This window comes from Sporosarcina sp. Y352 (assembly GCF_056786535.1).
Genome location: NZ_JBXCJE010000001.1, coordinates 285,632 through 311,108 on the forward strand (window position 1 = coordinate 285,632; position 25,477 = coordinate 311,108).

21 protein-coding genes and 1 other annotated feature are annotated in these 25,477 nt (G+C 40.5%); of the genes, 8 read left to right on the plus strand and 13 right to left on the minus strand.

Annotated elements, in window-relative coordinates; translation table 11 throughout:
• Positions 1-2: 2 nt before the first annotated feature.
• Positions 3-1,406 carry a dipeptidase PepV gene (gene pepV, locus AC1TO6_RS01530; protein WP_482100109.1) on the minus strand — a complete coding sequence of 468 codons (1,404 nt, stop codon included), beginning with the start codon at positions 1,404-1,406 and terminating at the stop codon, positions 3-5.
• A 272-nt stretch (positions 1,407-1,678) separates the two neighbouring features.
• Between pepV and AC1TO6_RS01535 the strand changes: the two genes are divergently transcribed.
• Complete coding sequence (locus tag AC1TO6_RS01535) at positions 1,679-1,900, plus strand: DeoR family transcriptional regulator (protein ID WP_482100110.1); 222 nt, start codon at positions 1,679-1,681, stop codon at positions 1,898-1,900.
• 235 nt (positions 1,901-2,135) lie between these two features.
• On the opposite strand, the gene AC1TO6_RS01540 is transcribed toward AC1TO6_RS01535, so the two are convergent.
• The 3 genes from AC1TO6_RS01540 to AC1TO6_RS01550 form a co-directional block, all read right to left on the minus strand.
• On the minus strand, positions 2,136-2,855 hold the full coding sequence (locus AC1TO6_RS01540) for a pseudouridine synthase (protein ID WP_482099840.1): 720 nt from the start codon (positions 2,853-2,855) through the stop codon (positions 2,136-2,138).
• On the minus strand, positions 2,855-4,477 hold the full coding sequence (locus tag AC1TO6_RS01545; protein WP_482099841.1) for a putative polysaccharide biosynthesis protein: 1,623 nt from the start codon (positions 4,475-4,477) through the stop codon (positions 2,855-2,857). The genes AC1TO6_RS01540 and AC1TO6_RS01545 overlap by 1 nt, the downstream gene beginning before the upstream one ends.
• A gap of 609 nt (positions 4,478-5,086) precedes the next feature.
• A complete protein-coding gene (locus AC1TO6_RS01550; RefSeq protein ID WP_482099842.1) occupies positions 5,087-5,398 on the minus strand; it encodes a hypothetical protein in 312 nt (103 codons plus the stop codon).
• Between the two features lie 321 nt (positions 5,399-5,719).
• Here AC1TO6_RS01550 and AC1TO6_RS01555 point away from each other — a divergent pair, with 321 nt between their 5' ends.
• Complete coding sequence (locus tag AC1TO6_RS01555; protein ID WP_482099843.1) at positions 5,720-7,003, plus strand: BaiN/RdsA family NAD(P)/FAD-dependent oxidoreductase; 1,284 nt, start codon at positions 5,720-5,722, stop codon at positions 7,001-7,003.
• Between the two features lie 95 nt (positions 7,004-7,098).
• Here the strand turns inward: AC1TO6_RS01555 and leuS are convergent, their stop codons facing one another.
• The 3 genes from leuS to AC1TO6_RS01570 all read right to left on the minus strand — a co-directional run bounded on the left by leuS (position 7,099) and on the right by AC1TO6_RS01570 (position 11,388).
• Complete coding sequence (gene leuS, locus AC1TO6_RS01560; protein WP_482099844.1) at positions 7,099-9,516, minus strand: leucine--tRNA ligase; 2,418 nt, start codon at positions 9,514-9,516, stop codon at positions 7,099-7,101.
• A gap of 237 nt (positions 9,517-9,753) precedes the next feature.
• Positions 9,754-9,980 (minus strand) — a binding site (T-box leader).
• Positions 9,981-10,022: 42 nt separating this feature from the next.
• A complete protein-coding gene (locus AC1TO6_RS01565; protein ID WP_482099845.1) occupies positions 10,023-10,682 on the minus strand; it encodes a 3-oxoacid CoA-transferase subunit B in 660 nt (219 codons plus the stop codon).
• 19 nt (positions 10,683-10,701) lie between these two features.
• Positions 10,702-11,388 (minus strand): CoA transferase subunit A, encoded by a 687-nt coding sequence (locus tag AC1TO6_RS01570; RefSeq protein ID WP_482099846.1) that lies wholly within the window; start codon positions 11,386-11,388, stop codon positions 10,702-10,704.
• A gap of 337 nt (positions 11,389-11,725) precedes the next feature.
• On the opposite strand from AC1TO6_RS01570, the gene mnmL reads away from it, so the two are divergent.
• Together mnmL and mnmM are read left to right on the plus strand one after the other, a co-directional pair.
• On the plus strand, positions 11,726-12,685 hold the full coding sequence (gene mnmL, locus AC1TO6_RS01575; protein WP_482099847.1) for a tRNA modification radical SAM protein MnmL/YtqA: 960 nt from the start codon (positions 11,726-11,728) through the stop codon (positions 12,683-12,685).
• Positions 12,682-13,269: a tRNA 5-(aminomethyl)-2-thiouridylate-methyltransferase MnmM gene (gene mnmM / locus AC1TO6_RS01580; protein ID WP_482099848.1), complete on the plus strand. Its 588-nt coding sequence runs from the start codon at positions 12,682-12,684 to the stop codon at positions 13,267-13,269. The genes mnmL and mnmM overlap by 4 nt, the downstream gene beginning before the upstream one ends.
• A 631-nt stretch (positions 13,270-13,900) precedes the next feature.
• Here mnmM and AC1TO6_RS01585 read toward each other — a convergent pair.
• The 3 genes from AC1TO6_RS01585 to AC1TO6_RS01595 form a co-directional block, all read right to left on the minus strand.
• Positions 13,901-14,356, minus strand: coding sequence for a helix-turn-helix transcriptional regulator (locus AC1TO6_RS01585; RefSeq protein ID WP_482099849.1), 456 nt, complete (start codon positions 14,354-14,356; stop codon positions 13,901-13,903).
• Between the two features lie 190 nt (positions 14,357-14,546).
• A complete protein-coding gene (locus tag AC1TO6_RS01590) occupies positions 14,547-15,221 on the minus strand; it encodes a 3D domain-containing protein (RefSeq protein ID WP_482099850.1) in 675 nt (224 codons plus the stop codon).
• A gap of 244 nt (positions 15,222-15,465) precedes the next feature.
• Positions 15,466-16,062, minus strand: a complete 597-nt coding sequence (locus AC1TO6_RS01595) for a 3D domain-containing protein (RefSeq protein ID WP_482099851.1) — start codon at positions 16,060-16,062, stop codon at positions 15,466-15,468.
• Between the two features lie 126 nt (positions 16,063-16,188).
• Between AC1TO6_RS01595 and AC1TO6_RS01600 the strand changes: the two genes are divergently transcribed.
• The 4 genes from AC1TO6_RS01600 to AC1TO6_RS01615 all read left to right on the plus strand — a co-directional run bounded on the left by AC1TO6_RS01600 (position 16,189) and on the right by AC1TO6_RS01615 (position 19,050).
• The gene (locus tag AC1TO6_RS01600; protein WP_482099852.1) at positions 16,189-16,707 is read left to right on the plus strand and encodes a GNAT family N-acetyltransferase; all 519 of its coding nucleotides are present in this window, start codon (positions 16,189-16,191) and stop codon (positions 16,705-16,707) included.
• Between the two features lie 15 nt (positions 16,708-16,722).
• Positions 16,723-17,295 (plus strand): VanZ family protein, encoded by a 573-nt coding sequence (locus tag AC1TO6_RS01605; RefSeq protein WP_482099853.1) that lies wholly within the window; start codon positions 16,723-16,725, stop codon positions 17,293-17,295.
• A gap of 93 nt (positions 17,296-17,388) precedes the next feature.
• Positions 17,389-18,051, plus strand: coding sequence for a GntR family transcriptional regulator (locus AC1TO6_RS01610; RefSeq protein ID WP_482099854.1), 663 nt, complete (start codon positions 17,389-17,391; stop codon positions 18,049-18,051).
• Between the two features lie 357 nt (positions 18,052-18,408).
• Positions 18,409-19,050, plus strand: a complete 642-nt coding sequence (locus AC1TO6_RS01615; protein WP_482099855.1) for an ISL3 family transposase — start codon at positions 18,409-18,411, stop codon at positions 19,048-19,050.
• A gap of 368 nt (positions 19,051-19,418) precedes the next feature.
• On the opposite strand, the gene brnQ is transcribed toward AC1TO6_RS01615, so the two are convergent.
• The 3 genes from brnQ to AC1TO6_RS01630 all read right to left on the minus strand — a co-directional run bounded on the left by brnQ (position 19,419) and on the right by AC1TO6_RS01630 (position 25,368).
• A complete protein-coding gene (gene brnQ / locus AC1TO6_RS01620; RefSeq protein ID WP_482099856.1) occupies positions 19,419-20,774 on the minus strand; it encodes a branched-chain amino acid transport system II carrier protein in 1,356 nt (451 codons plus the stop codon).
• A gap of 359 nt (positions 20,775-21,133) precedes the next feature.
• The gene (locus AC1TO6_RS01625) at positions 21,134-24,211 is read right to left on the minus strand and encodes an AAA family ATPase (RefSeq protein WP_482099857.1); all 3,078 of its coding nucleotides are present in this window, start codon (positions 24,209-24,211) and stop codon (positions 21,134-21,136) included.
• A complete protein-coding gene (locus tag AC1TO6_RS01630; protein WP_482099858.1) occupies positions 24,208-25,368 on the minus strand; it encodes an exonuclease SbcCD subunit D in 1,161 nt (386 codons plus the stop codon). Before AC1TO6_RS01630 ends, AC1TO6_RS01625 begins: the two co-directional genes overlap by 4 nt.
• Positions 25,369-25,477 lie beyond the last annotated feature (109 nt).

The following is a 25,477-nucleotide window of genomic DNA, read 5'->3' on the forward strand; positions in this document are numbered from 1 at the left end:
CTTTATTCCCCTTTCGTTTCTCCGCTCGCCAGACCGCAAATTGCGTCTGCATAAATGGCTGTCGCTTTCACTAAATCGTCTATATAAACATATTCATCAGCCTGGTGAGCTACATCTTCCCTACCAGGGAATAACATTCCAAAAGCAACTCCCTTGTCAAGGACGCGTGCATAGGTGCCACCGCCAATCGCCAATAGCCCGGCGTGTTCTCCGGTATGCTTAGTATACACCTCTTGTAAAGTCCTTATGAGAGGATCAGCAGCATCGACGTGATGGGGTTCCGAGTTCGATCCTACATCCATTGAAAATGGCGTATCTGCCAACCTTTCCATACATGTCGTTATTTTCTCTTCAAACGGATAGGTGACTGAATAACGCATGCTAACGTTGATTTCACCACCGGTTTTAGAATCAAAGGTAACAATACCCGCATTCAGCGTTGTATCTCCCGACATTTCATCATTGAATGCTAAACCAAGAAACAGTCCGCGCGACTCATTTGCAAATGCATCAAACATGAATTGAGTGAAGTCCTTCGATGGGCCTTCTTTAAGTATACGATTCAAATAGGAAGCTAAAAGTACAGCTGCATTTATCCCATTGTTAGGTTCCATCGCGTGTGCAGATTTCCCATTTAAATTGATGACAGTATGACCGCTTTCATTGGCAATGCCCCCCGTCACATTATGAATATTTAAAAATGTAACGAATTGCTCATTATCAATTTCGACTTCCCCCGCAAGATGTGCCTCAGCATAATCAGGAACCATATTCGTTCGATTGCCTGATTTGAAGTACAGGAGTTGTTGATCAGCAAATACTGCTTTTTGTTTAAATAGGACAGAGGCAATTCCTTTTTCAGCGTTTATAATTGGGAAATCCGCGTCAGGAGCAAAGCCAATCGTTGGCATTTCTTCTTTTTCAAAATATCGTTTCACACAACGGAATCCACTTTCTTCATCTGTTCCTATAATGAGGCGCACTCGCTTATTCAGCATAATTCCAGATTCTTGAACCATTTTCATCGCGTGCCATGCTGCAATTGTCGGTCCTTTATCGTCTATAGCACCACGCCCAAATAACTTATCATCATCCACCGTCCCGGCAAACGGTCCATAATTCCAATTGCTCCCTGCAGGAACCACATCAACGTGGCAAAGAATTCCTAAAAGTTCATCCCCTTGACCCATTTCAATATGTCCCGCCATATTATCTATATTCTTTACAAGCATCCCAGCTTTTCTACCTTCTTCTAATATCCAGTCTAAGGCGCGTTTCGGTTCTGGCCCAAATGGCATTTCTTCCGTAGCTGCGCTTTCATCTAAAATAGAAGGAATGGCAATCAATTGCTGTAAATCCCCTATCAGCTTCTCTTTGTTTTTCAAGGCCTCAATTTTCCAATCCATCAATCAAGACACCCTCCTTCTTAATAACCCTATTTTCACACGTTAGACTAAGAAAATAAAGTGGAAACCACTTTCACTGAATCTTCACAAAAAATTCATGCAATCTTTACATAAATAAGTTATACTGGTATTGTCAGAAAAAATAATCTGACGTACCAACCTTTTCGAAAGGATGTGCGGTGTCAGGAATAATTTCAACGTGCTTTAGGCAACATTCATAAGTCTCATGACCAATGATTTTGGATAATGAAGATGAAGGGGTGATTCCACACTTGAAACCTGCAACTGATCGTATGCTTACACGCATCAAAGATGTCTATTTTTACATCCTTGATAATGGAACTGTAACTACAGAAAACCTGGTAGAAGAATTTGGTATCACTCACCGTACTGTCCAAAGGGACTTAAACGTCCTGGAATACAACGAGCTTATAATGAGCCCGGTGCGAGGTAAATGGACAACGACAGCAAAAAAAGTGAAATTATCTTCTTGACCCGCACGTAACCTTGAAAAGCGAAAGGCGCCAGCTCTTAACCCTGCTTCCGCAGGCATATAGGCTGGCGCCTGCAGTCTGGGCACAATCTTAAGCGTACGCGCCTGACGCCCTCTAAAAAGGCACCCGTGGGCTATAAGCGCAATATCCATAATAGAAGTTATCTACGGTACGAGATTATAGAATTAGTTAAACTATAAAAGAAGCTGAGCCGTATCTAACGGCTCAGCCCTTTTTATTTTTTTGAAATCTGCATGAGCTGTTCTATTTCCTCTACCGTCAATTCTCGGTATGTCCCTAGTGCTAGACTTTCATCCAAAGATAAAGGTCCCATTGATAAGCGTTTTAAGTAGATGACCGTCTTGTCAACCGCCTCAAACATCCGCTTCACTTGATGGAATTTTCCTTCTGTAATTGTTAATTCAACTTCAGAAATGACATCTGACTTCAAAATATTCAGTTGACCTGGCTTCGTTTCGTAGCCATCATCCAATGTAACACCTTCTAAAAACCGTTCAACGTCTTCCCCCGTAACAATCCCATCGATATGTGCATAATACGTTTTCGGAACACCTTTTTTAGGAGACAATAAATTATGCGTAAGCTTGCCGTCATTTGTCAGCAAAAGAAAACCTTCCGTATCTTTATCTAACCTACCCACTGGAAAGGGTTCAAAAATCTGATACTTTTCATCCAGCAGATCAACAACTGTCCTATCTCTCGAATCTTCCGTTGCAGATAATACACCTTGTGGCTTATTCATCATCAAGTAGATAAATTCTTTGTAGACAACCCGCTCACCGAGTATCGTTACTACATCACTGTCCACATTGACATGCATTGAGGAATCTTTTACTGTATCTTCATTTACTCGAACAGCCCCTTTTTTCATAAGTTGCTTAACTTCTTTACGAGTGCCGTATCCCATATTTGACAATAATTTATCTAAACGCATTATTTTCCTCCTAAAAAGCCTAATTTCTTCGTGAATTTAGTCAATCGCTCACCGAATAACTTCTGTGCGAGACCAGTTTTAAGTGACAGATACCCATAAATGACTGCACCAACTGTTGCACATATAAAAATGTACAAGAGAGACTGCATTTTTCCGTCAGCAGGACTGAGCGCCGTCAAGCCTTTCAGCGTAAACATAACCGCAAATAACATAATGATATTCAATATAGCGATTAGGATTAGTCTTCTAAATACCATCTTCGATTTGTAATGAAGGGTTTTTGAAATGATGACAATATTGATGCCTACTGCGATTGAGTATCCAATTGCAGTTGCAAGAATAGCACCATTCGTTTCAAACATTTGAATGAGCGGTATATTGAGTGCAAGCTTAAATAACAGGCCCAGTAAAGAAGTAAACACAATCCACTTATGCCGATCAATACCTTGAAGAATTGCAGCTGTCACTGAATATAATCCGAACAAAACAGCGACTGGTGCATAACTTGCCAGAATTCCTGCTCCGACAGCACTTTCACTATAAAGAAATTGGTAAAGCTCATTTGATAAGATGATTAATCCGATAACCATCGGAACTGTCAAATACAACATAATTTGAAATGTTTGATCAAGTGAACGTGTGATTCCTTTTTGGTCTTTTTTTGCATAATAACTAGTTATGACCGGAATCAAAGCCATTGAAAATCCAGTTGCTACCATCACCGGAATCATAACAAACTTATGGGTCAGTAGATTCAACATCCCTAAGTAAGTATCGGAAACCTTAGACATTCCGATTGATTTCATGGCTTCATTAAATGTGATCATGTCAACGAACTGATAAAGAGGATTGATCACGCCAACGAGAACGAATGGCAATATATAAGCAAATACTTCTGTATACATCTCTTTGAAAGAAATATTACTCGCTGGAGGACTATTCGAAAGCAAATGATCCAGTTCAGGCTTATAGGACTTCCAGTATTTAAAGAGGACTACAAGACCTGCTAGTGCTCCGATAAATGCTGCGAATACTGCAAAACTGATTGCTGCTTTTGGAGATTCATCCAGGACATTAACGACAATAAATGCGCCCCCAAGAACGACAATGATTCTAACAATCTGTTCGACAAGTTGCGACACTGCTGTCGGCTCCATTTTCTGATATCCCTGAAGGAAGCCACGCACGATACTCATAAGTGGTACAGCAAGAAGTGCATAACTAACCCAACGGATAACGCCGGCAATATCATCTATCGTAAATATTTGTTCTTCATCTCTACGAACGAGGTGAGCAATTGGCTCAGCCAATAAATAGAGAGTAATAAATGAAACAATACCTGTCAGCGTCATCACAAGCATTCCAGACTTCAGCAGTTTCCGTCCGGTTGCATAATCACCTAAGGCATTATATTTCGAGACATATTTTGATATTGCTAATGGTGCTCCAGAAATAGCGATGGCCAATGCAATATTGTAAGGAATATAAGCGTATTGATATAATCCGATATTTTCTTCTCCTACAATTGCATAAAGCGGAATTAAATACAAAAGCCCAAGTGCTTTAGATAAAAACAGCCCCACCGTAAGTATGGCGGTCCCTTTTACAAGATTTGATGACATAATTGATCCTTCCAATCTCCCTAAATCTACTTTACAGTTTACCCCCACACGCCGTTTTTCACAATGAATAACGGCGAAATGTGTCGAATTGAAAAAACTGTAAGCGTGGTTTACATTATGTATGACGTCGGCATCTTACAAAGGTTTGAGTAAAACGTATAGACCAGTGAAACAAAGGGGCAGTCGCCAAATAAAAAATCGCAGAGTTCGTATAATGGGGATTAAATTAAAGATCAATTACGCCTCGGCGTAATTGCGTCCAGATTTTGAATCGAGCTTGAGGCCTACAGGATGTAGGTCATGCAACCGTTGCCGCAGGACGCGGCGATCTTAGGTTGCCTTCATTAACTCCTTTCAAAATCTGTGACATCCGCCGGAGGCTTTTTCTTTGTTCAGCGGGCCTATGGACACCCGCTGAATAGGAATAAAACCCGTATTCATCTCCCACATATGGAGGCAAGAGTTTTCTGTAGCTGACGCTTCGCTTTCAGTACAAAAACATTTGCTGAATAAAGATAAATCAGGCTACCTTCATCCATTTAGTCATGGAAAAAGACAACCTGAAGGGAGTCTATATATGTCTCATAACGCAAGGCAAGTTTAATGTGGTTAATCTCGTTTTAACTTAATTTTTTCGTTAGCAATCAGTACACCTTGCTTAAATTCTTCATAGTCAGGCTCTGTTGCATTTAGGAAGCAAGTGGTAGCAATTTTTTTCGCTATCAATCTCCTGCCTTTCCTGACTATATCCGTACCTCCTGCATGGCTAATCAGTTTATTATAGATACGCTGACACTCTTTTTGTTGAAACGCTTCGTGTCTTATTTGCTCTTTCTCTGCGCTTGTTAAATACGTTTTCTCTTGATTTTCAACTTGCTCACTACTATGTCCTTCAACTTCGCTATTTTCATCTATAGTCATTCCGTACACTCTCCCGATTCTTCGTCAAAGCAAATATACTCATGTACATTAACTTTGCTTCCTCATCTTTAAAATTCAATACATGTACCGTCTCAGTCTTTGTAAAGAAGTTTGCAACCAAATGAAAAACACCATCAAATCCGCTTGAGTACCCATTCTAAGACATCTTCACTTAAATCTCACATGTATGATAATTGTACCACATGCGGTTGCTATTTTTTCATCTGCTACATTTCTCCTTTTCAACCACCTCAATGCTTTTTAATGATGCTGTGTTAAACTAATACTTAATAATTCATTACCGAAAGGCTTGATAATACAATGACTACTAATTATGTTGATGCAGACGTCATCATCATTGGCGGAGGCCCATCAGGATTGATGGCTTCAATCGCTGCTGCTGAAAACGGAAGGAAAGTTCTCCTGCTTGAAAAAGGTAAAAAACTTGGCACTAAACTGGCCATCTCAGGGGGCGGACGTTGTAACGTTACAAACCGTTTGCCTCAAGAAGAAATCGTTAAAAACATTCCAGGCAATGGACGTTTTTTGTACGGTCCCTTCGCCGTTTTTAATAATGAAGACATCATTACCTTTTTCGAGGGTCTTGGCGTTGCATTGAAAGAAGAAGATCACGGTAGAATGTTCCCCGTTTCGAATAAAGCAAAGGATGTTGTCAATGCATTGCTTGAAGAAATGGATCGTTTAAATGTTGAAGTGAGATTAGAAACGCGCGTAAAAAAACTTTTGATGAATGAAGAACAAATTCTTGGTGTCAGACTCGATTCTGGCGAGGAAATCCGCTCGCATGCTGTTGTTGTAGCGGTCGGTGGAAAAGCGGTTCCTCAAACCGGTTCAACAGGCGACGGCTATCCATGGGCGGAAAAAGCCGGCCATACCGTGACAGAACTTTATCCAACAGAAGTTCCTTTACTATCAAATGAACCTTTCATTGTCTCAAAGGATCTACAAGGTCTTGCGCTTCGTGACGTGGCGGTATCCGTCCTAAACGCCAAAGGCAAGAACCTTATCACGCATCAAATGGACATGTTGTTCACCCATTTCGGCTTAAGCGGTCCTGCGATTTTACGATGCAGTCAATTCGTTGTGAAAGAACGGATGAAAAACGGCAACAAGCCCGTTGAAATGAGAATCGACTCAATGCCTACACTGAATGAAGAAAAAGTTTTCCAACTGCTCAACACATCATTAAAAACGGATTCAACGAAAGCCGTGAAGAATGTGTTAAAAGGAATTGTACCTGAACGCTGGATGCTGTTTTTATTCGACCGGGCGGGAATTGACCCAGCTGAAACCGGAGCCCAGATGCAAGTAGAAAAAATTCGTACTTTGACAAAATTATTAAAGGCTTTTTCAATGAACGTCAATGGTACTCAACCAATTGAAAAAGCATTCGTCACAGGCGGTGGGGTCTCTGTCAAAGAAATCGTTCCAAAAACGTTTGGTTCCCGCAAGAAAGAAGGACTCTACTTCTGCGGTGAAATTTTGGATATTCACGGCTATACAGGCGGTTATAACATCACTTCTGCACTTGTTACCGGCAGGATTGCGGGCATGAATGCAGGACAGCACGCGACTGATTTATAAACATTGAGAATAGAAAAACTATACGCCAGATTCAAGAAACCCAACTAAAAAAATCCGCCGGAAGAGATACATCTCTTTCGGCAGATTTTCTTTCTTTATCCTACTGCAACAATATTAATAAGTCTTCCTGGAATCGCGATGACTTTCTTCACTTCTTTGCCTTCAAGAAGTGTTTTCACATGTTCATCTTCCAGTGCAAGCTTTTCAAGCTCATCCTTCGTAACATCTTTCGATACGATGATTTTAGCACGCACTTTCCCATTAATTTGAACAGCCATTTCGACAGTATCATCGACAAGCTTCGATTCGTCATATGTTGGCCAAGTTTCATACGTCATCGTCTCCGTATGGCCCAACTTCTCCCATAGCTCTTCTGCAAGATGGGGTACCACTGGAGAAATCATTTTCACGAAACCTTCTACATATTCTTTTGGAATTGTATCTGTTTTATAGCCTTCGTTTATGAAAACCATCAACTGAGAAATCGCAGTATTATTACGCATTCCCTCAAAGTCTTCCGTCACCTTTTTCACTGTTTGATGGTAGACCTTTTCAAGTGCCCCACCTGTTTTTCCACCAATTTTCGTACTTAGAGATCCATCTTCATTGACAAACAAGCGCCAGATTCGGTCAAGGAATCGACGAGCACCATCGAGACCATTTGTCGTCCATGCTTTTGAACCTTCTAAAGGTCCCATAAACATTTCATAAAGACGTAGTGAATCTGCCCCGTGTGAATGAACAATATCATCAGGATTGACAACATTGCCTTTAGATTTCGACATTTTCTCATTGCCTTCACCAAGAATCATTCCTTGGTTGAACAACTTCTGGAATGGCTCTTTCGTGTGTACAACACCGATATCGTAAAGTACTTTATGCCAGAAGCGTGCGTAAAGCAGATGTAGAACCGCGTGTTCTGCGCCACCTACGTAGATATCTACAGGCAACCAACGTTTCGCAAGTTCAGGGTCGATGATCATCTCATCGTTATCCGGATCGATGTAACGCAAGTAATACCAGCAACTTCCCGCCCATTGCGGCATCGTATTCGTTTCGCGGCGACCTTTCATACCTGTTTCAGGATGTGTCACATTTATCCATTCCTCGATGTTTGCAAGTGGAGACTCACCCGTTCCACTTGGTTTGATATTATCCGTTACCGGTAATACGAGTGGTAAATCCGCTTCTTCAACAGGTGTCATCGTGCCATCTTCCCAGTGGATAATTGGAATCGGCTCGCCCCAGTAGCGTTGTCTTGAGAACAGCCAGTCACGAAGACGGAATGTAATCTTCTTGTCGCCTTTGCCATTTTCAACAAACCAAGCGATGGCTTTTTCAATTGCTTCATCTTTCCCTAATCCGTCAAGGAAACCTGAATTGACATGTTTGCCATCTCCAACATACGCTTCTGCAGAAACGTCGCCGCCTGCTACAACTTCAATGATTGGAAGGTCAAATTCTTTTGCGAACTCATAGTCACGCTCATCATGTGCAGGAACCGCCATGATTGCACCCGTTCCGTAAGTCGCAAGAACATAATCAGCGATCCAGATTGGCATTTTTTCACCGCTTGCAGGGTTGATTGCGTAAGCCCCCGTAAAGACACCAGTTTTTTCTTTCGCAAGATCTGTTCGTTCAAGATCACTTTTCATTTTCACTTCATTTAGATATTTTTCGACTGCATCTTTCTGTTCTGCAGTAGTCACTTGTTCAACCAATTTTAATTCTGGTGCAAGCACTGCATATGTCGCACCAAAAATCGTATCCGGACGTGTTGTAAATGCTTCAAACGTCAGATCAATTCCATCAATTTCGAACGTCAGCTGCGCCCCTTCTGAACGACCAATCCAGTTACGTTGCATATCCTTCAAGCTTTCCGGCCAGTCCAGTTCATCCAAATCTTCAAGAAGACGATCTGCGTAATTTGTAATACGCAGTACCCATTGGCGCATCGGACGTCGCTCGACTGGATGACCGCCACGTTCTGACTTGCCGTCAATCACTTCTTCATTCGCTAAAACCGTACCTAGTGCTGGGCACCAGTTAACAGCTACTTCATCAACATAAGCCAAGCCCTTGTTGTAAAGTTGGATGAAAATCCATTGCGTCCATTTATAATAAGATGGATCCGTTGTATTAATTTCACGGTCCCAATCGTATGAAAATCCGAGATCATTCATTTGACGTTTGAACGTCGCTATATTCTTCGCTGTAAATTCAGCGGGATCATTTCCTGTATCAAGCGCATATTGCTCGGCCGGAAGTCCAAAGGCATCCCAGCCCATCGGATGAAGGACATTATAGCCCTGCTTCCGTTTGAATGAACTTAAAATGTCTGTCGCGATATAGCCTAGGGGATGCCCAACATGGAGACCCGCCCCCGATGGATATGGAAACATATCTAACGCAAAGAACTTCGGTTTTGATGGATCATCCATCATTTTAAATGTTTTATTGTCCTTCCAGTGCTGTTGCCATTTCTTTTCAATTTGTCCGTGATTATAACTCATTTACAATTCCTCCTATTTAAATCAATTGCGCCTCGGCGTAATTGCGTCCAGATTTTGAATCGAGCTTGAGGCCTACAGGATGTAGGTCATGCAGTCGTTGCGACAGGACGTCGCGAAATTAGACTGCCCTCTTAACTCCCTTCAAAATCTGTGACATCCGCCGGAGGCTTTATTTTCATTCAGCCGGTGCATGAACACCGGCTGAATGAAAATAAAAAACTCCCGTCCCTTAAAAAGATAAGGGACGAGAGTACTATAGATTCCCGCGGTGCCACCCAAATTGACGGAAAAACCGCCCAACTTGATTCCTTAACGCGGACAACGGCACGGGTTACTGATTTACTGTTTAGTAGTTCACCAATGCAGGCTCCGAGGCGAGTTCATCTCCATCGTACAGGCTTTCACCAACCGCCTGCTCTCTAAAATCGACAGCAAAGATTACTATTCCTCATCTACGCCAAAGCTATTGCTTCTAGTTTACCCGAATTGTGGCACTTTAACAACCTTCATTTCACGCCTTCAATAACGTCTTTTACAATTAATTCAGCTTCCGTCGAATCGATAACTTCTTGAATTGTAAAATCCTCAAACACTTCTTTCAACTCAAGTCCTTCAGGAGTCACATTTATTAAAGCACGTTCTGTAATTATTTTATGAACGACTGCTTTCCCTGTTAACGGTAGCGAGCACTCTTTTTTAATTTTTGCAGAGCCATCCTTTGCAACGTGGTCCATTATAACGATTATTTTGCGAGCGCCATGAACGAGATCCATCGCGCCTCCCATTCCTTTAATCATTTTACCAGGAATCATCCAGTTGGCGAGGTCTCCATTTTCGGAAACCTCCATGGCACCTAGAATGGCAACATCGACATGTCCTCCGCGAATCATCGCAAACGATTCTGCACTGTTAAAGTATGCAGAACCTGGAATTGATGTGACCGTCTCTTTTCCTGCGTTAATCAGGTCCGGATCGACTTCATCGGAGCTCGGATAAGGTCCGATACCCAGTAGTCCATTTTCTGATTGAAGCACGACTGTTTTGTCCGGCGAAATATAGTTTGCGACAAGCGTTGGCATACCTATTCCAAGATTGACATAGTTCCCATCTTCGATTTCCTTTTCAGCCCGTCTAGCAATTCTTTCCCTTACATTCACTTCTCCCATATCACACATTCCCCTTTCATTAGCGAGTCGTCAGACGCTCAATTCGTTTTTCCTGTTTAGCTTGTAGAAGTCCTTGCACATAGATACTCGGTGTATGAATTGCTGCAGGATCTAAATCTCCCGTTTCAACGATTTCCTCTACTTCAGCAATCGTGAACTTCCCTGCTGCCGCCATCATCGGATTAAAGTTTTGTGCTGTTTTATTGTAAATCAGATTACCAAATTGATCGGCTGTTGCTGCACGGACAAGTGAAAAGTCTGCGCGCAACGCTTCTTCTAGGACATATTCTTTGCCATCGTAAATCCGAACTTCTTTTCCTTCAGCTACCAATGTACCAACACCGGCCGGCGTGAAAAATGCCGGAATACCAGCTCCGCCTGCACGGATTTTTTCGGCTAACGTTCCTTGGGGCGTTAACTCGACTTCAATTTCACCGGAAAGCACTTGTCGTTCAAATTCTTTATTTTCTCCCACATATGAGCCAATCATTTTCTTAATCTGTTTATTCTTTAGTAGAAGTCCAAGTCCCCATTCATCGACTCCACAGTTATTTGAAATGACAGTAAGGTCTTTTACGCCTTTTTCAACTAGTGCTAAAATGAGCTGTTCAGGAATCCCTACGAGCCCAAATCCACCAACCATTAATGTTGCGCCATCCTCTACCTGTGCAACAGCATCTTTTGCTGACTTATAAATCGGTTTCATTTTACATCCCCCTTTTAAATATTGCTAATTAAGTCACAATTATCTATCCCTTCAATTAAATCATTCTATAGAAGATCTTGCAATGAAAGCATCTAATCATAATGGTATTAATCATTTCTAAATTTAATAAAAGTGAATTTTCGATGACGTTAATAAACATCCCAATAATGAGATGCCATACTTTTTAGATAAACAGACCGCCTCTGTTCACACTCAAAGCAACTGAAGCTAATGACTTTCTTTATATTCCGACAAGACAAACACCTTATGTTCCATAATTCAAATGTTACTACAATGTAAAACCATGATATAATCAACTGTTAGAGGAGTGAATGAAGTGAATAAATTGAACTTACCATTCCCTACTGAAGGGAAACGATATCATACATGGTCACGACACTTAAAGGATGAATTCGGATTTAAAGTGATGAAAGTTGCACTTGATGCAGGTTTTGATTGCCCCAACCGAGATGGTACGGTCGCTTTCGGTGGCTGTACATTTTGCAGCGTTGCAGGTTCTGGTGATTTTGCCGGAGATCGTGTTGACCCAATCGAGGTCCAATTTGCAGAGATTAGTGAAAGAATGCATAAGAAATGGAAAGACGGCAAATACATGGCTTATTTTCAGGCGTATACAAATACACACGCTCCACTCCCTAAGTTAAAAGAGAAGTTTGAAGCAGCATTGGCGCAAGAAGGTGTTGTCGCATTGTCAATCGCGACGCGTCCAGATTGCTTGCCCGATGATGTTGTGGAGTATTTGGCAGAACTGAATGAACGTACTTATTTGTGGGTTGAACTAGGACTTCAAACCGTCCATGAAAAGACCGCAAATCTTGTCAATCGAGCTCATGATTTCAAATCATACGTAGAAGGTGTCGAGAAACTGCGTAAACATGGCATCAGGGTATGTACCCATATCATTAATGGTTTACCACTTGAAGATTACGATATGATGATGGAAACAGCACGTGAAGTTGCAAAACTTGACGTCCAGGGTATAAAAATTCATCTTTTGCATTTATTAAAAGGGACACCAATGGTAAAGCAATACGAAAAAGGTCAGCTTGAATTTCTAGAAAAGCAGGAGTACATTGATCTTGTAGCTGATCAACTTGAAATCCTCCCCCCTGAAATGATTGTTCACCGTATTACAGGCGATGGTCCGATTGAATTGATGATAGGACCGATGTGGAGTGTCACAAAATGGGAAGTATTAAACGGCATTGACAAAGAACTCGAACGTCGTGATAGCTGGCAAGGGAAACATTACAAAAGGGCGGTCGAATTGATTTGAAGTTGCATCGGATTCTCCCTTTTGCAAGACAATTATTCAAAGATACAGTTCATGTAGGCGAAACCGTTATCGACGCAACGGCTGGGAACGGGAATGATACGCTTTTCCTAGCAGAACATGTCGGTGAAACTGGCCGCGTCTTTGCTTTCGATATACAGCAATCCGCACTCGATTCAACTTCTGAACATTTAGGCGACTTAAAAGAACGGGTCTCACTCATATTGGATAGTCATGCGAACGTTGAAAAGTACGTCGATGGGCAAATTGGTTGTGCGGTCTTCAACCTCGGCTATTTGCCACATAGTGAAGATCTATCGATTGTTACACAATCAGAATCCACAATTTCAGCTATCCACAAGATGCTTGGATTGTTAAAAAAAGGCGGTATAATTGCGATTTCTGTCTATGATGGACATGAAGGCGGCGCTGAAGAACGGGACGCACTTTTAGATTATGTAACAAGTTTGCACCAGGCAGACGTACACGTAATTCGTTACCAGATGATCAATCAACGAAATAACCCTCCATTTTTGATTGCTATGGAAAAAATGAAAGACTTTAAAATAGTTAAACAAGTGGAATAAATAAAAGGTTGCTCTGATTGTTATTAAATCAGTTGCAACCTTTTTTGGTGTATTTTATTATAGATGATGAGTTGGTAAAATTGTATATTGAACTACGTCTGTTGATTAAGCATAAACAACCGGTAAATAAATTAATCACACACTGAGCACTACGTGTAGAATTGCTATTGATTCGCTTTGAATTGAACGACGCCTATACCATTATCGAATATACATATTCATTCCACCTTTTCTGTATACATACTCAATAAAATTCCATGTTAATCATTTTAAGAAATTTCGAGAAATCAATCTTACTAACAGCTGTCCTATCAGAAATACGAACGAACTAATTATAACTGCCCCATCTCTGCCAACGGGTTTAAACCAACCACCGTCATCAATGAAATTTGAAGCCAACAATAACGATCATATTCCAGTAACAATATTGACTAAGAAAACATACCTTAATTTTATATTTCTCGATAATAAACCTGTTACTAGAATGAATAATATAGAACCAACAAATAGAAATGTTGCTTCCTCTCGCTTAATATGCTGCCCATATTCATAGTAGTGAAATAGGAAAGATACCGGTATTAATGAAACAATCAACCATAGTATTTTCATGAAACCCCTCATAACTATCCATTCACTCCCCAATCGACAACTCGCTTAAACGCATGATAGCTTCATGCTCTTCAAACGAACTAAACCAACGATAATTATTGTTATCTAAAATTCTATAATGTTTGCTGATCACATTTTGTTGCAATCGAAAATTCCCTTTACAATCAATTTCATTCCACCAAATTCTGCCCCCCATGGATTTATCTCTTGGCCTATCTATTCCGTTATGTGCAAGTGTTTCAATGATTTCTAGAGGTTCATCCCCTAAAACAGACCGCAAAATTTCACTGTCCCTGAATAATGCACAAACCGTAATTACAGTTGTCCAACCCGCTAACGTTCTTCCTTTTTCGATTTGAATAAGTGTCTTTTTTGAAATACCTATAATGTCTGCCATTTTCTCTTGTGAATAACTTTTTTCCAACCGAATTAGTCTCATTTTTATTGAAATAATTTCGATTACCTGCCCTTTATTCATCATTTCCATCTCCTAGGTTACTAATAACACCAATTAGTGTAATTTTACACCTTAATTTATTGTATAGCAAATATATGCAAACAAAAATAGGGCTATCTATATAAACTGTAACTCAATTGGAGGTACAGTTTATATACTAGCCCTTATCATATTTACACGTTCAAATTATGTTTTTGACGTAAAAATACACTTATTCGATAATAGATAATTTAACGGTTTTGCGTCCCCATTTAAATGCTTCGTTCTTTGTAGGAATGAAGACATCGATTTTATTCCCTTTGATGGCACTGCCAATGTCACCTGCGATTGCATATCCATATCCTTCGACAAAAACTTTTGTACCGAGCTCAATAACATTCGGATCAACTGCAATCACCTTCAGATTTGAATTTTCTCTTAAGTTAATACCTGTTTTCGTTATACCGGAACAACCGCTACAATAAGCTGTATAAGCAGTTGCTGTTACGGTGAACTCTTTGACGACATTAGTGGCAGCTGAACGCGATACAATCTTTGAAGTAGGCTTTTCTGCAGCTGCGGTTGATACCCCACTTGCCTTCGCATTTGAATCAATAATTATTTCTTGATTTGGAGATATTATATTCGACTGTAAATTATTACTTGATTTAATATTTGCGACTGTTGTATTATGCATTCTAGAAATATTGAAAAGCGTGTCTCCCCTTTTAACTGTATAGTTTGAAGTTGATGTAGATTCCTTCTTTGTTTCATTTAACATTTTGGGTGTTTGGTATAGCGTATCTCCGATTCTAACTATATCTGTTTGAGATGATGCAGAAACCGCCTGTGCTCCACTAACCAATAAAACGATTGTCAATACTTGTGCCAAAAGAAAGTTTTTCATTTACTCGTCTCCTTGTTTTGTATTCTAAGGTGTCAGCTTCCCCACCTTGTATTACAAGAACGTTACAACGAGTTGTCTTTTCCATTACAAATAACCAAAAAAGCCCATTAAATTATTTCTCTAGAATCGAAGCGGTTTATAACCAGAATCAACATTTCTCTTATTGTAGTTAATGAAGGTGCGATACTATGTAACTTAGCAACTCACAAAAGGCCATTATCCCAATTGGAATAATGGCCTTTTGTTATTTAAGTATTTTTATTTTCACGTTTTTTCGGCCCCATTTAAACGCTTCGCTTTTTGTCGGATAGAACACATCGATTTTATTTCCTTTGATGGCGCTTCCTGTATCGCCGGCGACTGCGTAACCGTAACCTTCTACATATACTTTCGTTCCAAGCTTAATGACTTTCGGATCGACAGCAATTACTTTCAAGTGTGGATTACTTTTCAAGTTAATACCTGTTTTTGTAATCCCCGAACATCCATTACAACTCGCAGTAAAAGCACTTGCTGAAACCGTGAATTCTTTAACTACATTATCGGAGTCTGACCGAGATGGTGTTTTTTTAGTGGATTTGACTGCTTTTTTGGGTGTAGCTTTCTTCTTAACTACTTTCCCTGCGGAAGTGACTTTCAGTTTCATATTCGGGTGTATTGTGTTTGACTTGAGGTTATTCCATGATTTTAACTTAGAAACAGATACATTATGAACCTTGGCAATTTTATATAACGAATCGCCTTTCTTCACTGTGTAACTTGAAGATGCTGCCATGCTTTCTTGAGCACCGCTGACTAGCAATGCCATCGTAAGAACGAGTGTCAATAGAAGTTTTCTCAATTTTTCTACTCCCTGCTATTTAGTCTATAATTAATACTAACAATCGTTTATTACAAGAACATTACATTTAGCTACCTTTAGCGTTACAAAAACAGGACACATATTACAAACAAAGAGAGGTATGTAATGAAAAAAATATCTATTCGTAATGCGACAAGAAATGACACCAAAGCTGTTACTGAACTACTCGTGAAAAGTCACTGGTTCACATATGATAGGCTATATTCCAAAGATTATATTAAAAAATTGATTAAACAATATTACAACGTGCAACGTATTGAACAGGAAATCGTCTCAATTAGTAATGAGTGGCACGGTTACTTTATAGCTGAAATGAACGGGAAGATTGTCGGAGCAATCGCTGGCGGTATGACGAATAGTAATTCTGGCGAAATATATGTCTTTTATTTGGATCCTGAAATGCTTGGAATGGGAATTGGTACACGTCTACTGGATTTTGCCACTAAAATACAAAAGCATTCATACGGGGCAAGCGAGCAGTGGGTTTCTGTCGCAAAAGGAAACGATTACGGCATTCCTTTTTATGAGGCACGCGGATTCATCTTTCAGCACGAAGAGCTTGCATATGGTACATCCGTGGAAGATCAAGATATATCATTGAAGTATAAGCGATACATAAAATAAAGTTAGGTGAATGCGATGACAACTATAATAGGATATATCTTGGAAATGATTCCTTATTTACTAATTGCTTTGCCCTTCATACTGTTTTTTCGGATTGTTTACAATAAATTCCATGGTTCCGAGAAAATTAATGGGTTCCACGAAACCGGTGTCGTTGTCTTTCTTTTATTCATGACTGCGGTATTATCTCAAACAATCCTAACCTTTCTCTACACAGGACCAGTTGTTACACGTACTTTTTCAAATTTAAATCTAATACCTTTCAGAGTTTTCCAGGATAATTATTATGCCATTACAGAATTAAACTTTTGGCAGCCGTTCATCATTAATTTTTTGGGTAATATATGTATCTTTGTGCCAATCGGCTTTATGGTTCCATTATTATGGATCAGGTTCAACCAATTTTGGAAAGTTGCACTTGTCGGTTTCCTTCTCTCTCTTATTATAGAGACAACTCAATTATTTCAGGCTCGAAGCAGTGATATCGATGATTTATGGTTGAATACAGTAGGTAGCATACTTGGTTACAGTGCCTACCGTATTGTTAGAAAATATTCCCCTGCATTTGTCCGTCTTTATAAAAAATAAAAATATCGAACGTAATATATTGCATATCTTCCAACCAGCTTCAATTTATTGTATACTAGAGAAGCGACGACAAATACAGGATGGTGATTCACAATGCCGGTACCGACAAATCATGCAATGCCGCTTCGAGTTTCAGCGAAAGAAAATGCATTTAACCAATTACAGCAATGGATTATTGATGGTACTTTACATCCAGGTGAAAAGCTGAATGATACAGAACTCGCTCAGGCTTTGGGCGTAAGCAGGACACCTATCCGGGAATCCCTGCAACTGCTAGAAGTACAGGGATTTGTGAAGATGTACCCTGGTAAAGCAACGCAAGTGACAGAAGTGGAAAAAGACTCCATCACAGACCTTTTACCACCGCTTGCCGCGTTACAAGCATTATCCGCTGAATTGGCAATTCCCCAGCTAACAGAAGAGACGATTAACTTACTTGATAGCACGAATAGAAGATTCGCTCGTGCAGTCTATACGGAAGATTATTTTGCAGCATTGAAAATCGACGAAGAGTTCCACCAGATCATCGTTGATGTAGCGAATAATTCATACATCACAACCATGGTAGCATCACTTCAAGCACACGTCAGACGATTGTTCTTCCATAACTCGATTATTTTGACTGAAAAGTCGATTGATGAGCATGATTTAATCATCAATTCAATGAAAGAACGAGATGCTTTGGCAGTTTCCTCTATTATGCGTGGAAATTGGTTACGTGCAATCGAGGAATTTCATTCTATAAAATCCGAATAAATGTAAAAGGTTGTACAATAAATGACGTTGGTGAAAGAAAACCCCCATCCCTTTTAAAGGAGATGAGGAGGATCTTCACTAACGTCATTTTTTATAAATATATGGGACAAAGTAATCCTGCTACCCGCTGATTTCCGTTCCGAGCGGACGCTTTCCGCGGGCACGGCCTCAGCCTCCTCGTCGCGAAGATCGCGCTCCTGTGGGGTCTTCGGCTCGCGCTGTTCCCGCAGGAGTCGCCGCTCTGCACTCCAATAAGCTAGAAAGTGTAGGAGTCATAAGTTCGATATAAATAGAAGACAAGTGAGATTCCCTGTAGAATAAAAGTCGACTAAAACCATCATCCAGGAGGGAATTCACTTGTCATATTCTAATAGTATTAAATCTTTGCTTGATATTCAAGACGAAAACATTAATGTTGACGAAAATTGTGTAAAAGAAGGAACCTATAAAGGAAAAAGGTGTAAATACATTTCCGGGAAGTTAACCTATACTCCCACACATTGCGTGAAATGCGGTGTGAAAAATACCGACTTTACATTCTATAAAAACGGGACACAATTATCCAGCGTAGAATATAAGTATTACTCATTGTTTGGACAACGTACAGGACAAAGTATTGTAGACGAGATGTTGGATTATGATCCTGCACTAAAAGAGAACTATGAACTTTATCAAGAGATAATGGAATTCATGTCAAATAAGAACTTCCCGGCACTATCGTCTTGTTTGACAACACCTGTTTCACCTTTTATTTCAAATTATATGAGAACGAATTTAAATACGTTGAGAAAACATCTTCCGTTTATAGAAAATAGTTTTATTTACCCCTATAATAACGGAAGAATTGAGGGGAATAACAATAAGATTAAAGTATTGAATCGTGTCGCCTATGGATATAGAAACTTCCAGAACTACAGAAAACGAATCCTATTACACTTTAAGTTAAAACCATCGGTTAAACAGCAAAAACAAGGACAATCCCATTTTGAAGCTGCATAACATTTATGTGGGTTTTATAGGTTTGAAATTCATTTGTCTATTTTCGTGTCCTATACAAGTGCAATAGTAGTTGTTTGGAGTGCAAGATGGCGACTCCAGCGGGAACAGCACGAGCTGAAGACCCCACAGGAGCGTGCTTTTCGCGACGAGGAGGCTGAAGCCGTGCCCGCGGAAAGCGTCCATCTGGAACGGAAAACAACGGGATACATGGAGGACTATATGAAAAAGGACTATCCTAAAAAATCAGCTTTACTGACTTCTTGGATAGCCCTACAATAACCAAATTATGGTTGGCTACTATTCTTCGCCAACGTCATTTGACAAAGAACCATGTAAAAAGCCGGCCCTCAATGAGGACCGGCTTTTTATTATGCTTCTGTTATCGTTTTTTTCTGTATGCGTGCAATTATTCCAGTTATTAATATAACTATGAAAACCGGTAGTAACCAGCCAAGTCCTTGACTATAGAAAGGAAGCACTTGTTCATAAAATGATACAATTGGCGCTAACCAGCCAAAATAATCTATTTCCAGTGAAGTACAAAGTGTTTTGAATCCATCAATTACACTAATCATAAATGCTACGACCGTAGCTGATACATACACCATACGTGAATGGTTGAATAATGGTGATAAGAACGTAAGGATCATTAATACGACCGCGAGCGGATACAAAAACATCAAAACTGGAATTGAATAAGTAATGATATTTGCCAATCCAAAATTCGCAATAACAAAACAGAATGTTGAGAAGAAAATTACGAATGCTTTGTAGCTGATTTTCGGTAGAATTGTATTGAAATATTCTCCACATGCTGTGATCAATCCGATACTCGTGGTCAAACATGCGAGAATGATTACAACAGCGAGCATAACTAATCCAAATGTCCCTAAGTAATGAGAAGATGCGCCACTCAAGACTGGGCCACCTGTGTCTAGCAGACCAAATAATTCCGTGCTTGTCGCCCCTAAGTAAGCAATCCCCACATAGATAAGACCCAGAAATGCTGTCGCAATCGCTCCTGTTTTGGCTGTAGCTAGTAAAATATCACGCTTACTCGTCACACCCATCGCACGGATGGCGTTAATGACGATGATTCCGAAGACGAGTGAAGCGAGTGCGTCCATAGTATTATAGCCTTCCATTACTCCTTTTACTAATGCGCCACTTGTATAATCGCCATGCGGGGGCTGAATTACACCCATTGGTTTTATAATAACCATGGCCAACAAAGCCATTAGCAGAACGATGAGTGCTGGTGAAAGGATTTTACCAACCCGATCAACAATTTTCGCGGGATTTAATGATAACCATAATGTTAGACCGAAGAATAACAAAGTAAAGATGATTGAACCAATCTGCATATAATCCTCGCTAATAAATGGAGCGATTCCGATATCAAATGCAACTGCACCAGTACGTGGAGCTGCGAAGAGCGGACCAATTGTTAAATAGAGAAGTGATGTGAAAATAATTGCATAAACTGGATGAATCCGACTTGCAAGTTGTTGTAGATTTTGGCTTCCTGAGAAGCCCATTGCTAGGATACCGAGAAATGGAAGCCCAACGCCAGTAATCAAAAACCCGATTACAGCCGGCCACATGTTCGTTCCAGCGTATTGCCCAAGCTGTGCTGGGAAAATAAGGTTCCCTGCTCCGAAAAATAGTGCGAATAGCATCAAGCCAATGGCAAGATACGATGAAAATGATAACTGCTTTTGCATAATTCTAGTTCCCCCTTGATGTTAGCGTCCATTTTCTGTATGCAATATATTGCTAAAATAATAATACGCTTATTTCTTCCTAAATGCAATATATCACTTTGAGTTAATTAAAGATACCTGTTGTAGCTCATAACAGCAACAGGTATCTTTTTACAAATCTAAATATTCCTTTAATCAATAAAAATAATTTATGTTTACCGTCTTCTGAAACCCTTGTACAACTTAAGTCCAAGACATAAATCAACTCATGGCGCAATCTAGGAAACGCGCAACGCCCAGCCTACTAACGATTTCGTCCGCAGCATTAATTACAATCCCGATTCCGTAAAAAGTTAACTTCACCTAAGCTACTCTATGGTTTACTTGATCAAAAACTTTGCTTGACTATGCCCTTCTTTCGACTTTTTCACTTCAAGAATCGCAGGGAATGCCGCTTTCAGTTCTTCAACGTGAGAAATGACACCAATCATGCGCCCTGACTTTTGCAGGTCAATTAGCGTATCAATCGCTTTGTTCAGTGACTCTTCATCAAGTGAACCGAATCCTTCATCAATGAACATCGTATCAATTGAAACCGATCCTTGGAAGCTTTGAATGACATCCGCCATACCTAATGCCAAGCAGAGGGATGCATTGAACTTTTCACCGCCTGACAGTGTCTTCACATCCCGCGTTTGTCCTGTATAAGCATCGTAAACATCAAGACCTAGCCCACTTTGCCTGCCTCTCACTTCCTGCCTATCACTTCTGATTAAGGCAAATTGGCCATTCGACATTTCTTTCAACCGTTCATTCGCAGATTGAATGATTCGTTCCAAGTACTCAATTTGAATATAGCGTTCGAATGATAGCTTCAATCCGTTCTGTCCTCTAACAACATCGTAAAGGTCAGTAATTTTTCCGTATATCCGCTCAAGTTCAATCACTTTTGCAGACGATTCCACAAGTTTCGTTTTCAAACCAAATGCAATCTTTTCATATTCTGATGATGAATTGTAGTCAGTAAGGGCTGATTCATAGCCATTTTTTAATTCAGTCACTTTTATTTCCAGGGTGGCTAGATCCGTCATTTCTTTTCCTTCAAGCATCAATCGTAACTCTGCTACAGTTTCGCGCAAAGTATGAAGCCGCTGTTTAAACTCCACAACTTGTTCCTTCAATGAATTACGGTCTGCTTCAGTCATTTTTGACTCACGATAAGCCTGTTCAGTCGGAAACGCCGATTTTTGTAAAACTTCTTTGAATCTATTTTCGGCATGGTTTCTCTTCTCTTCTATTTCCTCTAAAGATTTTACTGAATGAATTTCAGAGGATTTTGCCGTTGTCAGTTGCTGTATTGCTTCTTCACGTACTTTCTGCACCGTTTCCCAAGCACTGTCCAACTCCGATTTACTCTTTTCTGTTTCGAGAATTCGCTGCTGTAAAAGAGAATGGATGCGGACGTCTTCCGGGATTGTCTGTACTGTCGATTGCAAAACGGCTAATTGAGTATTGTAAGAAGATTGCTGTTGAAACAATGTCAGTTCCATCTCAGATTTAGTTGTCACGAATCGCGTGGCAATTATTTCTTGCTTTTTTGCTTTCTCTTTTAGTTCAACAAGTAGTTTCCTTTCATTACGAAGAACAGCTACTTCTCTTTCTAAATTTACTTTGGACTCATGCAGATTATTTTCATCTACTTCTATTGTAAGCCGTTTCATTTCTAATTCTATGCCATTTCCCTGTTCGACTGCATTTTGATAGGCGATTGTCGTATTTCGGAATTGCCCCTCGACTTCTGTTAGCCGAGCTTTTTCCGACTCAAGCTGTTCCCTTGATACGACCACTTCAATTGTTTTATGCGATTTGACGGGATGATGTTCGCTTCCACACACCGGGCACGATTCCCCGTCTATAAGTGACTCCGCCAACATCGCTGCCTGGTTATCCAACCACAGTTGTTCCACTGCATCATATTCCGATTTACACGTCTTATAATTCGTTTCTTGGACGCTCTTTTCTTTTTCCAATACATTCACCCGATTTTGCATGGCGATGAATTGATCCAGCACTTTACATTTTTCATTCACTTCATTTAGTTGATCAATACGTTCATCATACATAACAAGCCTTTTTTCAAAGTTATCGATTTCTAGTTTCAAACTGTCAAGCTTACCATTTTCTTCTTCTGTTTTCCCAACCAATGCAGCGAGCTCTTTTTCTAAACGAATGTTTTCTTTTTTCAGTACATCTAAAGCCTCTTCTTTAGCCGCTAAACTTGCAACTGCCGGAAGATAGTCATTTAATCGAGTCAAGTTTTCAGCCAGTTTTTCACGTTGCACTTTTCTTCCTTCTTCAACATGAAATTGGTGTTTAGCATCTTCCATCTTTTCTGCTGCAACCTGCACTGCTTGCTTGGCTATCTGAAATTCATTTGATTTGGTTACAGCTTCCGCTTTCAATGAGAGAAACTGCATCTCGATTTCACCAATGGAAACAGCCCGTTCCGCATTGACTATCTGTTGCTCTTTACGCTCCATAATTGGCAATTGTTCTATTAACCCGTTTAAATTCGACTCTTTTTGCTGCAGTTCAACGAAGCGTTCATTCATGCTTTTCGCAGCGTGATACATTTCTTGCATTTTTGTATGCTTCAAATAGGCGTCATCATAGCTTTTTTTAACGATAACTGTATTTTCTTGATAAAATGTGAGTTCCTCTTCCAATCCTAGTACGACTTGGTTCACGTTATAATATTCATTTGCCAAGACAGTAAAAACTGAGGATTCCCGTTCCGGCAGTAAGGATGTTATTTGACCAATATGCCCTTCGCTTAATTGCATTTCTTTGGTAAGCGTCGCCTGTGCACCGTCTTTCTGCCCTTTCAACTGCTCCACAATTTCACGGTACTGATCCGTCTTGAATATTTTACGCATAATTGTTTCTTTGTTTTCTGTATCAGATGTCAGAAATTTCCGGAACTCTCCTTGAGGCAACATAACAATCTGACTGAATTGCGCCTGTGTGAAACCAATCAGTTCTTCCGCCTTTTTGTTGATTTCAGAAACGATTTGCCTATCGACCAGCGGTACTTCCCCGTTTACCGTAAGTTCATAAAACTCGCTGCGCGCAGTCGTTTCGGACTTGTTTCCTTTTTTCAGATAAGGGATTTGACGCATGATACGGTACTTCTTGTTATGTATCTCAAATGTCAGCTCGACGGCTGTCTGGACTGTATCGTCAGCAAAGTCGCTTCGCATCGCCCGGATATCCGTCCGGTCTTCTCCACTCGCCTGGCCGTACAATGCAAAACAAATTCCATCGAATATCGTCGTTTTCCCAGCCCCGGTCGCGCCTGAAATGACGAATAGCCGATTGTCTTTCAATTCCCTAAAATCGACTGTTTCCATCCCTTTATACGGACCGAACGCTGTCATCGTCAATTGAATAGGTCTCAAAGTCCCGTCGCCTCCTTCTGCATAACTTCATGGAGAACTTGCGCAAACATTTCTTCCGTTTCCGCATCTGCCGCCTCGCCTTTCATTTCTTCGTAAAATGCTTTAAATAATGCTAAATCATCGTGTTTACCATGTTCCGTCCTCTGTTGTTCGTCCACTCTATTCGCAGTCGGCTTGACCATTTTACGCTCAACATGCATCGCATTCGGATAGACCGAACGAACTTTTTCCATTGGAAATAAAACCGGCGTTTCATCCAGCAATTTCACGAAAACATAATCCTCACTTATAGGATGCAATAAGATATCTTCCATCGTACCTTCGACCGTCCGCATATCATGTTCCGGTTTCAACTCACGTTTTTCAATAATGGTGTGTCCATCAGCGTCCATATCGACAATGAAAAAACCTTTTTTATGATGTTCTTCTGAAATCGAATATTTCATCGGCGAACCTGCAAAACGGACTGACTCATTCAATACATAATGCGCCTGATGCAAATGACCAAGTGCCGTGTAATGGAACGGTTCAAAAAGATGTGCCGATACGTATTCCGCACCGCCAATCGCGAGTGGCCGTTCCGAATCACTTGTGTTGTCTTCGCTTTCTCCATGAGGTGTTACAAACGCATGTCCAACAAAAACGTGTCGCGCACTATTTGACATCTGGGAGCGAATCCCTTCTATCACTTTTTTCATCGCGTCATTATGATTCGCAATCGTTTCATCTCCATGTATATGTTTCACGACGGAAGGATCTGCAAATGGAACCAGGTGAAAATGGACTTCGCCGAATTCATCCGTCAAAACGACCGGCACAATAACTTTCGTCAGTTGACCGGCTATATGATAACCGTTTGCTCGCATCAATCCGCTGCCAAAATGGAGACGCCCAGGACTATCATGGTTACCGCTAATAGCGAGGACCGGCGTCCCTAGTTCTATGGTGATTCGTTCGAGCACTTCATCGAGCAACGCAATGGCTTCTGTTGGCGGTACTGCCCGGTCATACAAATCCCCTGCGATGACGACCGCATCGGGCTTCTCCTCTATGATTGCCTCTATAAATTGGTCAAGAACATACCGTTGTCCGTCTGTCATGTAAATGCCTTGAACAAGCTTACCTAAATGCCAGTCTGCAGTATGGAAAAACTTCACTGTCATTTCCCCTTTCAATGATCTTTTCTACTACTTTACAGGACAAACCGAGAAAAATGAAACATGCATTCCTTTTTTCAATTCCAAAATTAAGGTTGACCTCCCAATT

What these genes read in the sequence shown, in the direction of transcription:
- pepV (WP_482100109.1), bottom strand. Translation starts at nt 1,406, where the DNA reads ATGGATTGGAAAATTGAGGCCTTGAAAAACAAAGAGAAGCTGATAGGG.
- AC1TO6_RS01540 (WP_482099840.1), bottom strand. Translation starts at nt 2,855, where the DNA reads ATGCGTTTAGATAAATTATTGTCAAATATGGGATACGGCACTCGTAAA.
- AC1TO6_RS01545 (WP_482099841.1), bottom strand. Translation starts at nt 4,477, where the DNA reads ATGTCATCAAATCTTGTAAAAGGGACCGCCATACTTACGGTGGGGCTG.
- AC1TO6_RS01550 (WP_482099842.1), bottom strand. Translation starts at nt 5,398, where the DNA reads ATGACTATAGATGAAAATAGCGAAGTTGAAGGACATAGTAGTGAGCAA.
- AC1TO6_RS01555 (WP_482099843.1), top strand. Translation starts at nt 5,720, where the DNA reads ATGACTACTAATTATGTTGATGCAGACGTCATCATCATTGGCGGAGGC.
- leuS (WP_482099844.1), bottom strand. Translation starts at nt 9,516, where the DNA reads ATGAGTTATAATCACGGACAAATTGAAAAGAAATGGCAACAGCACTGG.
- AC1TO6_RS01565 (WP_482099845.1), bottom strand. Translation starts at nt 10,682, where the DNA reads ATGGGAGAAGTGAATGTAAGGGAAAGAATTGCTAGACGGGCTGAAAAG.
- AC1TO6_RS01570 (WP_482099846.1), bottom strand. Translation starts at nt 11,388, where the DNA reads ATGAAACCGATTTATAAGTCAGCAAAAGATGCTGTTGCACAGGTAGAG.
- AC1TO6_RS01585 (WP_482099849.1), bottom strand. Translation starts at nt 14,356, where the DNA reads ATGAATAAAGGGCAGGTAATCGAAATTATTTCAATAAAAATGAGACTA.
- AC1TO6_RS01590 (WP_482099850.1), bottom strand. Translation starts at nt 15,221, where the DNA reads ATGAAAAACTTTCTTTTGGCACAAGTATTGACAATCGTTTTATTGGTT.
- AC1TO6_RS01600 (WP_482099852.1), top strand. Translation starts at nt 16,189, where the DNA reads ATGAAAAAAATATCTATTCGTAATGCGACAAGAAATGACACCAAAGCT.
- AC1TO6_RS01605 (WP_482099853.1), top strand. Translation starts at nt 16,723, where the DNA reads ATGACAACTATAATAGGATATATCTTGGAAATGATTCCTTATTTACTA.
- AC1TO6_RS01610 (WP_482099854.1), top strand. Translation starts at nt 17,389, where the DNA reads ATGCCGGTACCGACAAATCATGCAATGCCGCTTCGAGTTTCAGCGAAA.
- brnQ (WP_482099856.1), bottom strand. Translation starts at nt 20,774, where the DNA reads ATGCAAAAGCAGTTATCATTTTCATCGTATCTTGCCATTGGCTTGATG.